The organism is Aneurinibacillus terranovensis DSM 18919, assembly GCF_000430625.1.
GTDB lineage: Bacteria > Bacillota > Bacilli > Aneurinibacillales > Aneurinibacillaceae > Aneurinibacillus_B > Aneurinibacillus_B terranovensis.
Genome location: NZ_AUMJ01000004.1, coordinates 1 through 14,681, shown reverse-complemented (window position 1 = coordinate 14,681; position 14,681 = coordinate 1). Strand labels below are relative to the sequence as shown.

Genomic DNA, 14,681 nt, shown 5'->3' with positions numbered 1-14,681 from the left:
CATACATCATTTCTCATGTAACGGTTCTCCCGTAAGGCTGTATTCCTCAAGGGCTTGTTGTAAAGTTCCCACCGTTTCTATCTTTTCCGTTAAGGAAATCCCTAACTCAATAAGCGTATTAACGATTTCGGGACGAATCCCGCATAGAACGGTTTTACACCCAAGTAAACTGATGCCTTCTACAATACGAAACAGATGTGTGACTACGCTTGTGTCTATGAATGCCACACCGGATAAATCAATAATAATTCTTTTTAACTTTAAAGAGGAAATGCGTAAAATAGCATGTTCTTGAATTTTTTTCGCCCGGTAGGTATCAACCGTACCCACGATCGGCAGTATCGCCATCGATTTTGATAGCGGAATTACGGTCACTGCCAGATCTTCAATGACTTCGCGCTGAGATTCAATCACTTTGTTTTTATAAGCTGAAAAACTGGAAGCGAAATGTTTAATATAAGAGTCAAAATTAAAATTAATCTTTCTCTCCAATTCAAAAAAATCTTGCATGCTGAATTCTGTATTTTTGTGGTAGTTGTAAAGAAAATCCCAATATAGTTTGCGCAACATTTGAAACCACTCAAGTTTTAGAAGAAGGGTAAAATCATGCTTGGCCCAATTCTCCCCATGCTTTTTGGCGAGTACTATAAACGCGTGTTCATTGATTTCATTGATTTCATTGATTTCATTCATAACCTCAACGATACTGTAGGCGGCTTCATGGACAAACGATTCATCAAAATCTTCTAAATTCCCAAAGACTTCTTTGCCTTGCATCTCAATAAGCTTATTCAGGCGATCTTTATTTAACGAATAAAACTCCTTAAAATTCGGGGTTCCTTCATATTGTAGATTCAAATCGATCACTCCTCTATGTTGTTGAACACTAATAGGAAACTCAATTACAAATGTGGTGCCCATCCCTTCTTTGCTTTCTACATTAATTTTGCCTCCATGCTGATAAATGGTGGAAAAAACCTGGGTTAGCCCCATGCCTGTCCCTTCGTTTTTTGTCGTAAAAAATGGGGTTCCTAACATGTGAAGTTTTTCCTCAGAAATGCCCGTTCCCGTGTCTTTTATCGTGATATAAACAGAAGGGCCGGAACGATAGTGCTCCAGCGTAATCACTCCGGTTTCAGGAATAGCTTCAAAAGCGTTTTTAAGTACATTGAAAAAAGCCCTTTTTAATTGGCTTCTTTTTCCGAAAATCGATTCATGGGTATCTGAAAAAAATTTTTTTACCTGAATCCGATACGATTGATCCTGAAACAAATAAATGAGCGACTCCAATTCCGAGCAAAGATTAATTCGGACATAAGGTTCATCATCGAGATCAGGTTTTGATACTTGTAATAAATTATGTAAAGTAGACAGCGCCTGTTCTAATTCCGAGGCGGCAATATCTAAATACCTATGCGGTGCTTCCTCTTTTAGCATCTGTAGAAACCCTTTCACCGATGTTAAAGGATTTTTCACCTCATGAGCAATCCCGGCTGATATTTGGCCGATAGAAGCTAATCTGCTTATCATAAGGTCCTTTTTGTTCCTGTTTATATTCTTTAATTCGTTTTGTTGCTCCTGAAACAACCCACATTACCTCCCTCCGGCGAAACTAACGTAAACAAGTAAACGGCATTATATGCTGGTTACATATATATTACATTGAAAATGAATGTACAGTAAAAATATTTTCACAAATATTGTAGCACTAAAGAAAAAAGCCGGCAGGTTCAAACCCGTCGGCTTATCTTAAAAACTTAATATATACGTTTAAGCTAGCAATTCTTTCATAGCCGAATGATTATACCCGATAATGAGCTTCTCCCCGTCAAAAATGATAGGACGGCGCAGCAACCGGGGTTCTTCACTGATCATTTCAAGCAGCTCAGAAACCGTCATGTCTTCGATATCTTTGCCAAGCTCTTTAAATGTGCGGCTCCGAGTAGAGAGAATATCATCCATACCGTTATGAGTCATTTTTACAATATCCAAAAGCTCATTAACAGACGGTGGATTTTTAAACAAATGGCGCTCCTCATAATCAATCCCGTTTTCTTTTAGGAAAGCCTTCGCTTTTCGACATGAAGTACAACTCGGGTACGTAAAAAATGTAAGATGAGAACTCATCCCGTTCATCTCCTCAAATTTTTGTTCATTTATGTAGGCGAACGAATTCTTTTGCTTTAAGTATATTATTGTACTTATTTCTATGTCAATAGTGTTTACAAAAGTTTCATTTACCGTTTCCCTCTTTTGTACTATAATTAACACCAGATATTTAGAATTGAGGGGTGGTTTTTTATGGAAAACGAAACATTGAAATTAACGAGCGTCCTTGCCGACCCCACTCGTTTTTCAATCTATCAATACGTTGTGACCAAGCATCGTCCTGTTACCGTGCAAGAGATTGCCGATGAATTCGACATTCATCCTAACGTGGCACGCCTCCACTTAACAAAGTTGGAAGATGTTGATTTACTTGATTCGGCTTCAGAAAAGACCGGGAAAGGAGGACGGCCGTCCCGCCTGTATTCCCTGTCCGACCAGGTTGTCAGCTTACAATTTCCACCCCGTGATTACCAGCTGTTGGCCGAGATCGCTATTGATACACTTCTTTCATTAGGAGATGCGGGACAGAAGGGATTAAATAAAATGGGGCGCCGTTTTGGCCAGGAAGCGGCTAAACAGGCCTTGGATAAGGAACGAACCGACCTATCCGGCATGTCCATGGAGGATCGCGTGGAATCAATCGAACGGCTTATCGTTGCCCAGGGGCTAAACCCGCAAATCGAATATGTGGATGAACGTACCCTTCGTTTTAAAGTTCATAACTGCACCTTTAAGGAATCAGCCAATAAAAACCCGGATGCGATTTGTCAAATGCACCATGCTTTACTTATGGGAATGTTTGAATCATATTTTGGCCCGGACGTCCAATTGCTCGAAGAGAACTCCATCATGGCCGGCTGCCGTTCTTGCGACTACACAATGCTTCGGCTCCCGGAATAGTCCGTATAAAACGTTCAATTTTAAGTCAAACGATTGCGTTTACATGTCCAGACTACTGAACTATAATAAATCATAGATTTATTAGATATATATAAATATATAGTACGAAGGAGGGGACGTTCAGAAATGGCACGTATGTACCGCGTTTTAGCTTTTTTCTGCCTGGTTACGGCTCTGATGGCATTATGGGGGAATCTTCAGGTAATGGCCGTTTTATTCTTTGCACAAACCGGCATGTTTTTGGCACTGAGCTTTATCGAGCTTTCCGAGAGAGCGTATATGACATTTTTCATGGCCTATTTATTAATTGCTTTTACAGGTTTTATGTTCTACGCATTCTTCGGAAAATATCCTACGAGTGTGAACGAAAGTGCTTTGTCAACGCTCCAGTATGTATCTACATACCTGGGATAGCCACAACATCATTTAGACTAACAGATAACATAACGAAAAAAGGTGCCCATGGCACCTTTTTTTGATCCCTTGAACCCTTCTCCTTCTTACATTGTCCGGCATCGTATGAGCATGCACGAACGTAAACCCAAGCCATGGCGGGCAATGCAATGGAGCATTTTTATTTTTTGCGAGGTCTTCCCTTGCGGAGAAGTATGGACTGTCCGTGTTTCAAAAAAATGGAGACCTGCCCGAAACATCCGGGTAGTTCAAGGATGGAGACAATCGGGCAGGAAAAGTATGTAGAAACAAAAAATTGGCTGGAATCAAATTGAATACCGGGTTAGCAGATAAAAGAAAACGTTCGCAGATGCATCGAAATCTGTTTGTTGTTTCTTTTTTCCTGTGGCAAGCGGCATCGGAGTGGGAGAAGATAAGAATGATGTTCTGCCAGAAACCCCACAAAAAATAAAAACGGAACATTCAATTCGCACCCATCCAGATGTTTCGGGCCGCCTCCAAACGGAAGGGAAGCACGGACAGCCCGTGCTTCCCGGACTCGTCGCATCTCACGTATGTTTTATTTCTGCTGAACAAGCACCTTAAACGTTCCACCCATTCCTTCCTGCATAATCAACTGTCGAATCGCACGGTTTCGTCTGGCCGCTTCGTTGCGGAAGGGGTCTCCGCCATCGTGAGCCTGGAGACGCTCCAAAATTCCTGCTTTCACTAGAAAATCCCCCTGGGAATCCAGAGACAGGGTTCGCAGCCCTTTTTCTTCACCGGCTTCCATAAGCGCAGAGAAATTAACGTGGGAAGTCATATCCTGTTCACCGACGTGCTCATACAAGTCCTCGCTGATTTGGTGTTCGCGGTAACAGAGGAGCGTTCCACCCCTTCTTGAAGGCGCATATAATTCTTCCCGCGTATATCCGTAATCAATTATGATATTGTATCCTTCGGAAAGCCAGTCCGCCACTTCTTTCATCCACTTCATACTTTCCAGATTTACTTCCGTCCTGTATCCTTCGATCCCGGGAATTTGTTCACGCTCACAATAGGCGAGTAATTCGGGGTTGATAATCTCAGTGGTTACTTCCGTGAAGGCATCATTTTCGATGGTAACACACACCTCCATCCACCGTCCATTTTTCCGTTCTATGAGATGGACAGGAAACGCATCAGGAAGTTCATTAGAAAAGCAAACTCCCGTAAGGCAGGGCAGGTGCTTTCGCGCCTCCGCAATACTTTCAAACCAGTGAATGGGCAGCCACTGTGCGAAAGCTTCCAGCCTTGCCTGCTGGAGCTTTTTATGGTAGCCGCTTGTCTCGATCATAATATATTCCAACTTGCTAACGGGCAGGCCGTTCTGCTGCCAGCTATGTAAAATTTGTCCGCTCAGTTCTCCCGGGCCGCCTCCCATCTCTACTACATACAGGGGACTCCCGGCCTCTAAGGAAGACAGCATTTTCGCGATTACTTCAGCAATGGTCGCGCCAAACACAGCATGGACTGAAGCGTTCGTATAAAAATCGCCTGCCTTACCTACTTTCGCGCGTTGCTGCTGATAATATCCACCCGGTGAGTATAATGCCAACTCCATAAATTGACGAAATGGAATATAACCAGCCTGCGATTGGCGGATCGTTTGTTTAATGAGCGTATGCGCTTGATTCATAGCCCCTCCACCCTTCCTGTACATTGATTTTTCTATACTATACCTGATTTTTCGCCTCATGACATCCTTTCTCCATTCAAGTGGAGAGAGGATGTCATAGAAGAACGCTCGATAAAGTTAAGCAGTTAGCGAAGGCATTTCAAAATTATCATAAATTCTTCTTTTCACTATTGACATAGTATATAAATCATTTTATTATATATTTAAACCATCCCATATCAATAGGTCAGGGAGTTAACTCCCAACCCATTTTGTTCTTAATTTCTGAATTTCTAAACCTCCCCCCAGCACCGCTCTCTCCCCCGAGAGCGGTGCTATTTTTTCATCTGCATACATTCTAAAGGCCACTCGCCCTTTCTTCATATACAAAAAAACCCGCTTTACCGGGTTCCATTCGCGATACGAATTTGATTTTTCCCTTCATGTTTGGCCCTGTACATGGCATCATCCGCTACCATAAGGAAATCCTCCGGTCCATTCGCGTGGTCTGGAAAGGCCGCCACGCCGATGCTGGCTGTAACTTTAAAATCAAAGGGCAAATCGTTAAAGCTTTCCCGTATTCTGTTCGCAATTAAGAGACCAGATTCCAGCTCTGTTTGCGGGAGCAAAACGATGAGTTCCTCTCCGCCGTATCTGGCTACAATATCGCAACTGCGCACCTGATTTTTCAGCATGTGAGCAACGCTTACCAAAACTTTATCCCCCATGACATGCCCGTAGGTATCGTTGATTTTTTTAAAGTCATCAATATCGATCATAATGAGGCATGCGTTAAGATGATGGCGAACGCACAACGAATATTCTTCATTATAGCGTTCGTTAAAATATTGTCTTGTATGAAGACCGGTTAAACCATCCGTAATCGCAAGCATTTTGATATACTCAAACTGCCGGTGGTTTGTTATCACCATACCGAGTTGATTCGCAATAACCATAAGGAATTCCAGCTGAATATCCTGAAATCTGCGATAGTCACAGTTGTCAGCATAAATCACACCAAGAGGCTCATCTTTATACATAATCGGAACGGTTACATTGCTGTACAAACCAATTTCTCCGGCTACCATCGCACAGCGCGGGTCGCGCTGTCCATCATGAATGACAATCGGTCGCCCGGCATGAAAGGCCTCAACATGCCGCAGATCATCAAGCGAGTTTAAAGTGAGAGAATCGGCCCATTTTTCCGGATAATCAGCCGTTGCACAGGCGATTCTGATAGAGCCGCTTTTTCCATCAACAAGCCCGATAATAATACGGGAAAAATCAAGACTTTTAGCGATTTCAATCGCCGAGGTCTGGATGACTTCATCCGTACTCGTATCAACATCGGTTGCTGCAGACATAATCTTATGCAGAACCTTTAATTTTTTCGTTTTATAAAGCGACTCCTGAAGCTGATACCAATTGCTTACAGCGATTCCGATTCTGTTGGCAATCTGCGTAAGAAACTCGGCAATATAATCCGGAATCTCAATTTCTTGAGTGTGGTAAACATACAAAATGCCTAAGTCCTTTTTTTTATAACTAATGGGTAAAATTAAAAGGGTAGGGTATTCCTGCAGGGGCAGCAGCGTCACATTAAGAGAACTGCGTTTCGGATAAAAAATTTCTCCCCTTCCCGCCTCGAATACGCGGCGCTCAATCGCATCGGCAGGAAGAACATAGCAGTAACGGCTCTCGTGGCGATCCGAATCAATCCACACCTGCAAATTTTTCTCTTCCACTTCAAACAGGGAAATACATGTACCAAAATTAATTTCACTTTTAATTGTGCGCACGATCTCCCGGAAAGCCTGTTCTAAATCGTTGATTTCCGCAATCGAGTTATTTAATTGATTAAGCACGCGCAGCAAATGAACATGGTGCGCATACTGATCGTTTTTTTTATCAGGGGGTCCATTGGAGTTCGTATCTAAATCCCCCATTTCACAGGCAAACGGTTTAACATGATGGCCTCTGTTCATTGGTATTCACTCCATGCGTTATCTCATAATCGTACTCTTACTAATCATACACTTTATGTCGCAAAATGTCACAAATTTAATATCGCTTTTGCTTAGAAAAAAAAGTATACTCGATTGGAGTATGCTTCTTCTATTCTTTTAGTTGTGAGGGCGGAATATCGTACTCTCCATCTTCCAGCATCCGATACTTGATTCCTTCCACATCTTCGAATTGTCCATTGTTTCTGGCAGCGAACCACATAAGAATAGCTGAACCGGAGAAAGCAATCATAACGGTAATCAGCATCCAAGTCCCTAGAGATAGGCCCATTAACATTGTTCACCATTCCTTTTTATTCAATTCCTGCTGTATTTCTATATTCTTCTAGTCACCACTTTATCAATATTTACAGGTTGGATGTAGTAGTTAATTTGCCTGTTTGTGAAAAAAATGTGACAACGTTTTTCTTTGCTTTTTTATCCCATGATTCCTGAAACAAAAGGATTGTATAATTTTTCTTCACCAATCGTTGTTGCGGGCCCATGTCCGGGGTGCACAGAAGTTTCATCCGGCAATTCCATTAGTTTATCGTGGATGCTTGTGATAAGCTGTTCATAATTGCCGCCTGGCAGGTCTGTACGCCCGATTGAGCGGTTGAACAGGGCATCCCCGCTGAACACATGATCTTCAATTAAAAAAGAAAGGCTTCCCGGTGAGTGCCCCGGCGTTTCCATCACCCGGATGGTAAAGCCGGCGAGTTCCAGTACGTCCTCGTCATGAAGTTCATGTTCGGCAGGTTGAGCGGTCATTGCTCCGCCTATCATCGGCCATCTCGACGAACCGTTTAAATCGGCGTTTCCCAACCATTCCTGCTCATTTGGATGAATATAGACGGGCGCTTTTACTTTATTCCGTATTTGCTCCAGCCCTCCCATATGGTCAAAATGTGCATGGGTTAACAGCACCGCTTTCACCGTGTATGGTCCGGCCGCGTCTAAAAGCTCACCGGGACTCATCCCGGCATCAATAATCAGAGCTTCCTTCGTTTCAGAGTTAGCAATTATGTAGCAATTGGTCTGAAGCGGTCCCAGTTGAAAAGTATGGATATTCAAAAGAAAAGAACCCTCCTTAGCACTAGCCAAGTTTTCTTTATTTTACCATGAAAAGAAAAAGAAAAACAGGCACGAAAAACGTGCCTGTTGCTTATAATAAATCGGCGGCAAGTTGGGCAAGGGAAGAACGTTCGCCTTTTTCCAGATTCACATGGCCCGCCATCTTTTGATTTTTAAATAATTCTACTACGTACGTTAACCCATTGTTCACTTCATCAAGGTATGGGTGGTCAATTTGCTGCGGATCACCCATCATCACAATTTTACTGTTCTCGCCAACCCGGGTTAAAATCGTTTTCACTTCGTGCTTCGTTAAATTCTGTGCTTCGTCAATAATAATGAACTGTTCCGGAATACTTCGCCCACGGATATAAGTAAGCGCCTCTACTTGGATGCTTCCAAGACCTGCCAGTATCTTGCCGAGATCCCCCGACTTTTTCGTATTAAACAGGTACTCCAGATTATCGTAAATGGGCTGCATCCACGGGCGTAGTTTCTCTTCTTTCTCCCCGGGGAGATAGCCGATATCTTTGCCCAGTGGAACAATCGGACGCGCCACCAGCAGCTTTTTATAGGCATGTTCATCCTCGGTCTGGATAAGCCCCGCGGCGAGCGATAGAAGTGTTTTTCCTGTTCCCGCCTTACCTGTCAACGTGACAAGCGATATGTCCTTACTCATCAAAAGCTCCAGCGCCATTTTCTGCTGGGCGTTTCGCGGCTTTACCCCCCAGATCATCTCATCGCCAAAATGCAGAGGAATAATATGCTTCCCGCTTCCGCTTACCCTGCCGATCGCGGAAGATGAGCTGCCCAATTCATCCTTTAGAATGATAAACTCGTTCGGAAAATAGGCTTGATTGGGAAAGTGCTGGCTGACGATTAGTTCGTTTCGCCCATAAAATTCATGGATGACATCCACAGGCACCTTTATCGTTGTAAATCCTTTATATAGGTTTGAGAATTCGTGAACCACACGGTCCGAGAGGAAATCTTCCGCAGGCAGACCTAGTGCATCCGCCTTGACACGCATCAGAGCATCCTTGCTTACAAGCACGACAGCCCGCGGAGTTTCTTTCGCCTGCTCTTCTCTGTGCAAATTTATCGCAACAGACAAAATTCTATTGTCATTTGTCATATCAAGGAATAAATCCTGCATTTGTGAAAAAGAACGATGATTGAGCTCAACTCTGAGCTCGCCGCCATTATCCAGCAGTACACCAACATGAAGGCGCCCTTTATCACGCAGCCCATCCAGCAATCTGGCCACATGGCGGGCATTACGCCCAATCTCGTCCATAAATCTTTTCTTCGAATCCACTTCTTCCAGAACAATAGCAGGAATTACAACGTAATTATCCTGAAATGAAAAAATTGCTAGAGGATCCTGTAATAATACATTCGTGTCTAAGACATAGATTTTTTTCAATGTCTCGCCTCCCCTGGTATGTATAGCTGTTACTATACTGTATGACGTTGTTGAATGTTTGTTGTTAGTGTATGTCACAAAAAAGAATCTAGAAGAAAGAATTGGGTATGATGGCGCCAGCCTTGAGACAAACTATTTACAAAACATGACTGGTGCTTTTGCCTTTCATGCTGGCATTAGTTGTACTTCTATGTGTGGGAAATGTGTATTTTCCCATATCCGAAAAAGGATGGTGTTAACGTTGAAATGGATTTGTCTGCTACTGCTAATTTTCTCACTGACAGCGTGTAATCTGGGAAATAAGTCTTCTTCACAGGGGGCATCTCCCGGAAAAAAAGCCCAAACCCAGAAAGTTCAGCAAACGGCTCCGCAACAACCAAAACCACAGGACCCGCAAACAACCGCTAACCGCCTGGCCTCTCTTGCGACAAAAATTCCGAATGTAAAAAGAGCAACCGCGATCGTCTATGGAAAAATTGCGATCGTGGGCATCGATGTACCGGCCGACCTGGACAGATCCCGTGTCGGTACGATTAAGTACTCTGTAGCCGAAGCCCTAAAAGATGATCCGCAGGGCGCGCGCGCCCTTGTTACAGCTGATGCCGACATTGTCCAGCGGATAAGAGAAATGAACGCGGACATACGGCGCGGCCGTCCGCTGGCTGGATTCGCTGAGGAGCTTGCTGATATCGCAGGCCGGATCGTTCCCCAAATGCCGAAAGACACACGTTCAAAGCAGCTGCGTCCGGAAAACGGCAGGTAATGGAAATTGATAGAATGTAACGCAAAATAAAGAAAACAACAAAAAAATGCCCGGTCAAACGACTAGGCATTTTTTAACGCTTCCATTACAAGCGCATCGAGCTTTTCAGCGGCAAAAACGTTGTATGTCTTTTCATACTGAGGCTCTACAGACAAACGTGAGCCGTAAAACATAACGTCGCGTACTTCATGAATTGTAATTTCGAGTAACGATAATTTTAAAGGCATATTCTCCATGCGGGCGACTTTAATATGTCCTGTTCCCAAAACGGAATACACAGAACCAGCGCCGAAAACCGTAACGACAACATGGCTGTTCCGCTCAACATTTTCCAAAATATGCGATTTACTGTCCACGGCAATCACAATTCTGGACGCATTCGGCGCATACACCCATGATACGGCGCTGACATAAGGCACCCCTTGGCTGGTAATGGTAGAAAGCATAACAAACCGCTCTTTTTGCAGAAAAGAAAGTAATTCTGGGTTAAGAGATTGTGCTACAACTTCTGCCATAAGCAAACCTCCCTTATGCTGGGCTGGGATACTCTTATTCTACAATGTACCCGGGTGAACGACAACATTAATTTTGAGAATAAAGGGTAATGTACTACCGCAGCGTTCTTACGTCCGCTCATTTTAGGTTAGACTCCACTCTTACCACGAACTTTTTTCTTTTTAAAATAACATGTATGATTTCTGTTTTATATATACATGCACTGCGGTAGTTCTCTCTTTATTCTGCTTCTTTATCCTTGCAAAGACCGTGCCAGAATTTCGAGGGATGTTCAGAGCCACCAACATAACAAAAAGCCGCCAATAAAGCAGTACGGGCTTCAAAGAGATGTTTTTTATATGCATCATGCATCATTACTGCATCGAAAACGCATCGAAAACGCATCGATATTGCATCGATATCGGATCGCTGTTGGATCGATTTTCGATTTTTGTTATTGAGCAGTAATTCCGTATTTTTTTAGCCGCCGCACCACGGTGGATTGATGAACTCCAAGAATTCGGGCTACTTTTCTTGTGCTGTTGTACCGCGTATACAGCTCGGTGAGGCGCGCTTTTTCCTCTTCTTTTGTTTCAATGGAACCCGGGTGGTGCGCCCATTCAGCGCTTACTCCAGCCTTTCTCTGGTCGAAATCCGGGGCCAGGACGGATGCTTCGCCCGCTTCCAAAATATATGGAGGCAAATGGTGTTCCGCAATGACTTCATCTAATGTCGTCACAAGCAACCGCTCAATTATATTTTCTAATTCACGGACATTTCCGGGCCATGAATAATCCTGCATAAGCTCTAACGCATTATAGGACATTCGCTTTTGTAAATGATGTTTTTTATTAAATTTATCCAAAAAGAATTGAATCATCGGAAACAGGTCCTCTTTTCGCTTGCGCAAAGGAGGGACTTCCACCGGAACGACGTTAATCCGGTAGTACAAATCTCTTCGAAATGTACCTTGTTTGACTTTTTCCGCAAGGTTGGCATTTGTTGCCGCCACCAGCCTGAAGTCTACGCTTCGTTCTTTAACGTCTCCTATCCGCGTGACATATTTCTCCTGTAGAACCGACAGGAATTTAACCTGCAAGTCAAAAGGCAGCTCCCCAATCTCATCGAGAAATAGGGTCCCCTGATCCGCAAGTTCGATTAAACCTGGTTTACCTTTTTGCTGAGCACCCGTAAAAGCTCCCGGTGCATAACCAAACAACTCAGACTCCAGCAAATTAGGCGGAATCGCCCCACAGTTAATGGAAATAAAAGGTCCAGTGGCGCGTGAGCTCCGCTGGTGAATCATTTTGGCCAGCACACCTTTTCCAACGCCGGATTCACCAAGAATGAGGACGGAAGTGTCCACCTGGGCAATTCGAATACACATCTGAATAATATTGCCCATTTCTTCGCTTTCGGCGATAATGCCATCAAGCCCCATCTGCTGCGCCCTCAGCACTGCCAGTTCCGAATGATAGCGCTCAGAAAGCTCCTTAGCTTCATCAAGCTCCCTTTTCATTCGGTTGAGCTGGCTTAAATCGCGGCAATTCATAATAACCTGCAGAATTTCACCCGTCTTATCGTCGATAATAGGCGTCCCGGTTGAGAGCAGCACACTTCCGGTTGAGACATTCTGAATGACGCTCACTCTTTTGCGCTGCTGAATAACCATTTTGCTTACGGCCTGTGAGATGATGCCTCTCTTCTCAAGCTCCTCTTCCTTTTGCCCGATGGCCTCGGCCGCAGGAACGCCTGTCATCCGGCTGAATGCCTGGTTAAAATGACGGATGATACCATGCTGGTCTGTTACAACGATCCCGTCATGAGAGGATTCAATAATTGTGTCAAGTTCACGGTTCAGTTTTTGAACCGCGCTCAACTCAGTAGAAATCACCTCAAGTTCCGTTATATCCTGCATGACGCTGGCCATGCCGATTTTATCTCCTTCATCGGTAACGATCGGGGTATGGTTAACCAGCAGTTTGCGTTCGAGGTAATCGAGGCGTACCATCTGTTTTTTTTCCGGAGACAGCAGCAGAGACAGCAGTGGACCGGCGGAAACCAGTTCGGTAATTGGCTTAAGAATGATTTCTTTTTGGTCAATCCCAAGCAAGCGCTCCGCCGCCTGATTAATGGAAAGGAATCGTCCGTTCAGATCAACAGCGACGATTCCATGATACGTGGACTGTAAAATGGCGTCCAGTTGTGAGATCGTCTTTTGTGTCTGATCCTCAAACGCCCGCAGTATGTCCGTCCGGGTGAGAATTCCCACAAGCTTGCCTGCCCGATCTGTGACAGGCAGCCGCCCGGCCTGGAGCTCTTCATCCCACCCTTCATAAATCTGCTGGTCGTCATACAACGTCACAAGTCGCGACTGCATCAACTGTTCAACCGGTGTCTTTTCCGGGAGGTGATTTTTAAGCGCCCGAAACACGTGTGACTTCGTTATCAGACCGATAAGTTTATGGGATTCATCGACAACAGGCAGCCCGTCAATACGCTTCTCCAGCAAGAGGGAGGCAGCTTCGCGAATGGTATGATGCCTATATACAACGATAGGGTTGCGCGTCATATAATTTCGTACCCACATGAGAACCCCTCCTGGCATTTGAATAGTATGCATGCTCGTTATCTTTATTCCCCGTAGCGCGGTTCAGCTTGAATCGAGGCCAACAGCTGTTCAACAGCAAGACGGTCCAAAAACCGGGTCTTCTGTTTCCCGCCAGCCGTATACCTTACATGGTACATCGTATCATCACGGGTATACTCCAGCGCCTCCAATTTGTGATCTTCGACAAGTATCGAGTAAAAGAAATCGCTCGTATTTCGTGCCGCGGTGTCGTCGGGACGCGCATCGGCCACTATTTTAATCTGCAAATAATTAAGCAAAGCGTTTTCAATCGGCATCCGCACCCCTCCTATTCTTCTTCCTATCAAAAACAATATCACCTTCAAGTGATAAAGCAAAAGCTTCGGCTCCACCACACGTGTCCCCGGCTTCATCCGGGTCATCCGGTAGTGTATTCCCCTTTACAAAGGGGAGCAGCCGCGGATGAATCACGCGCATCCTCTTTATTACTTTCTCTAAAAAATCCTCACTGTATGACTTCCGTTCCTTGCCCAGACGCCAGACGCCGGTTTCACAGTTAACAGGAGTTAACCAAATCATACGGGTTACTGTTCTCTCTGCCATTCACTGCCGGACATTTTAGCCCGGTAGCGGGCGACAAGCAGGATAACAATGGCCACAGAAAGCGCAGGAATCATCGGGAGACCCAGCGCATCAAGAATGGCTAACGGGATCGTGCCAATCAACAGAGCAAAGTACACAATGACAGTTTTAAGCAGCGGAAGCCGGCGGGCAAATCCAAGCTGGTATGTCGCAGCCGTCAGGATAAGAAGCAATATAAAATGCCAGTGCATATCAACCAAAACTCCTCTGTAAAATCATTTCTCCCTCCATATTAAACTACTTTTTCCCTGGAGTATATAAAGGATTGCCCGGCGAGTGCCAAGCCGCAAGCAAAGGCAATAGCTTTTTTTCCATAAGAAAAACCGGGCAAAAACCGCCCGGTCCTTTTTTGTTTAGAGAATATCCGATAGTCTGTACTTTATGCCATGTACTCCCTCATAATATTCCGGATACATTCGTCCACCACATTTTTCGCATGAAAACATCGGGGGAGTGGTTGGATCTCCATCGTCCATTAAGTCAAAGTCCCTTACAACACTTAAAGGAATTTCCTCTTTTTCATGACACGTTAAACAAACAAAGCTGACGCTCTGTTTCTTGGACTGGTTTAGATTTATGTTTTTCTTCTTTTTCTTCCCTTTTTGACGGGTTTTTGATACCGGTGAGAT

General features: G+C 44.3%; 16 protein-coding genes. 3 read left to right on the top strand and 13 right to left on the bottom strand.

Annotated elements, in window-relative coordinates:
- Positions 1 to 6: 6 nt before the first annotated feature.
- Both H525_RS22310 and H525_RS0100085 read right to left on the bottom strand, forming a co-directional pair.
- Positions 7 to 1,587 (bottom strand): ATP-binding protein, encoded by a 1,581-nt coding sequence (locus tag H525_RS22310; RefSeq protein WP_051330695.1) that lies wholly within the window; start codon positions 1,585 to 1,587, stop codon positions 7 to 9.
- A gap of 183 nt (positions 1,588 to 1,770) precedes the next feature.
- Positions 1,771 to 2,127 carry a Spx/MgsR family RNA polymerase-binding regulatory protein gene (locus H525_RS0100085; RefSeq protein ID WP_027414477.1) on the bottom strand — a complete coding sequence of 119 codons (357 nt, stop codon included), beginning with the start codon at positions 2,125 to 2,127 and terminating at the stop codon, positions 1,771 to 1,773.
- Between the two features lie 174 nt (positions 2,128 to 2,301).
- Between H525_RS0100085 and H525_RS0100080 the strand changes: the two genes are divergently transcribed.
- Both H525_RS0100080 and H525_RS0100075 read left to right on the top strand, forming a co-directional pair.
- Positions 2,302 to 3,009: a helix-turn-helix transcriptional regulator gene (locus H525_RS0100080; RefSeq protein WP_027414476.1), complete on the top strand. Its 708-nt coding sequence runs from the start codon at positions 2,302 to 2,304 to the stop codon at positions 3,007 to 3,009.
- Positions 3,010 to 3,135: 126 nt separating this feature from the next.
- Positions 3,136 to 3,423 (top strand): DUF2626 family protein, encoded by a 288-nt coding sequence (locus tag H525_RS0100075; protein ID WP_027414475.1) that lies wholly within the window; start codon positions 3,136 to 3,138, stop codon positions 3,421 to 3,423.
- A 559-nt stretch (positions 3,424 to 3,982) separates the two neighbouring features.
- Here H525_RS0100075 and H525_RS0100065 read toward each other — a convergent pair.
- The 5 genes from H525_RS0100065 to H525_RS0100040 form a co-directional block, all read right to left on the bottom strand.
- Positions 3,983 to 5,080, bottom strand: a complete 1,098-nt coding sequence (locus H525_RS0100065; RefSeq protein ID WP_051330694.1) for a class I SAM-dependent methyltransferase — start codon at positions 5,078 to 5,080, stop codon at positions 3,983 to 3,985.
- Positions 5,081 to 5,460: 380 nt separating this feature from the next.
- Complete coding sequence (locus tag H525_RS25265; RefSeq protein WP_027414472.1) at positions 5,461 to 7,044, bottom strand: sensor domain-containing diguanylate cyclase; 1,584 nt, start codon at positions 7,042 to 7,044, stop codon at positions 5,461 to 5,463.
- Positions 7,045 to 7,174: 130 nt separating this feature from the next.
- Positions 7,175 to 7,354 (bottom strand): cbb3-type cytochrome oxidase assembly protein, encoded by a 180-nt coding sequence (locus H525_RS0100050; RefSeq protein WP_162142457.1) that lies wholly within the window; start codon positions 7,352 to 7,354, stop codon positions 7,175 to 7,177.
- Between the two features lie 146 nt (positions 7,355 to 7,500).
- Positions 7,501 to 8,136, bottom strand: a complete 636-nt coding sequence (locus H525_RS0100045) for an MBL fold metallo-hydrolase (protein ID WP_027414470.1) — start codon at positions 8,134 to 8,136, stop codon at positions 7,501 to 7,503.
- Positions 8,137 to 8,227: 91 nt separating this feature from the next.
- Positions 8,228 to 9,562 (bottom strand): PhoH family protein, encoded by a 1,335-nt coding sequence (locus H525_RS0100040; RefSeq protein WP_027414469.1) that lies wholly within the window; start codon positions 9,560 to 9,562, stop codon positions 8,228 to 8,230.
- Positions 9,563 to 9,794: 232 nt separating this feature from the next.
- On the opposite strand from H525_RS0100040, the gene H525_RS0100035 reads away from it, so the two are divergent.
- Positions 9,795 to 10,325 (top strand): YhcN/YlaJ family sporulation lipoprotein, encoded by a 531-nt coding sequence (locus H525_RS0100035; RefSeq protein ID WP_245590369.1) that lies wholly within the window; start codon positions 9,795 to 9,797, stop codon positions 10,323 to 10,325.
- Between the two features lie 62 nt (positions 10,326 to 10,387).
- Here H525_RS0100035 and H525_RS0100030 read toward each other — a convergent pair whose 3' ends face one another.
- From H525_RS0100030 to H525_RS27745, 6 genes are all read right to left on the bottom strand, one after another.
- Positions 10,388 to 10,840: a pyridoxamine 5'-phosphate oxidase family protein gene (locus H525_RS0100030; RefSeq protein WP_027414467.1), complete on the bottom strand. Its 453-nt coding sequence runs from the start codon at positions 10,838 to 10,840 to the stop codon at positions 10,388 to 10,390.
- A 434-nt stretch (positions 10,841 to 11,274) separates the two neighbouring features.
- Positions 11,275 to 13,410, bottom strand: coding sequence for a sigma-54-dependent Fis family transcriptional regulator (locus H525_RS0100025; RefSeq protein WP_027414466.1), 2,136 nt, complete (start codon positions 13,408 to 13,410; stop codon positions 11,275 to 11,277).
- 44 nt (positions 13,411 to 13,454) lie between these two features.
- Positions 13,455 to 13,727: a hypothetical protein gene (locus H525_RS0100020; RefSeq protein WP_027414465.1), complete on the bottom strand. Its 273-nt coding sequence runs from the start codon at positions 13,725 to 13,727 to the stop codon at positions 13,455 to 13,457.
- Positions 13,717 to 14,013 (bottom strand): hypothetical protein, encoded by a 297-nt coding sequence (locus H525_RS0100015; RefSeq protein WP_155837018.1) that lies wholly within the window; start codon positions 14,011 to 14,013, stop codon positions 13,717 to 13,719. Before H525_RS0100015 ends, H525_RS0100020 begins: the two co-directional genes overlap by 11 nt.
- Complete coding sequence (locus tag H525_RS22300; RefSeq protein ID WP_051330693.1) at positions 13,995 to 14,243, bottom strand: YlaH-like family protein; 249 nt, start codon at positions 14,241 to 14,243, stop codon at positions 13,995 to 13,997. The genes H525_RS0100015 and H525_RS22300 overlap by 19 nt, the downstream gene beginning before the upstream one ends.
- 162 nt (positions 14,244 to 14,405) lie before the next feature.
- Positions 14,406 to 14,681, bottom strand: a 276-nt coding sequence (locus H525_RS27745; RefSeq protein WP_211236945.1) for a hypothetical protein, incomplete at its 5' end; no start/stop codon positions are given.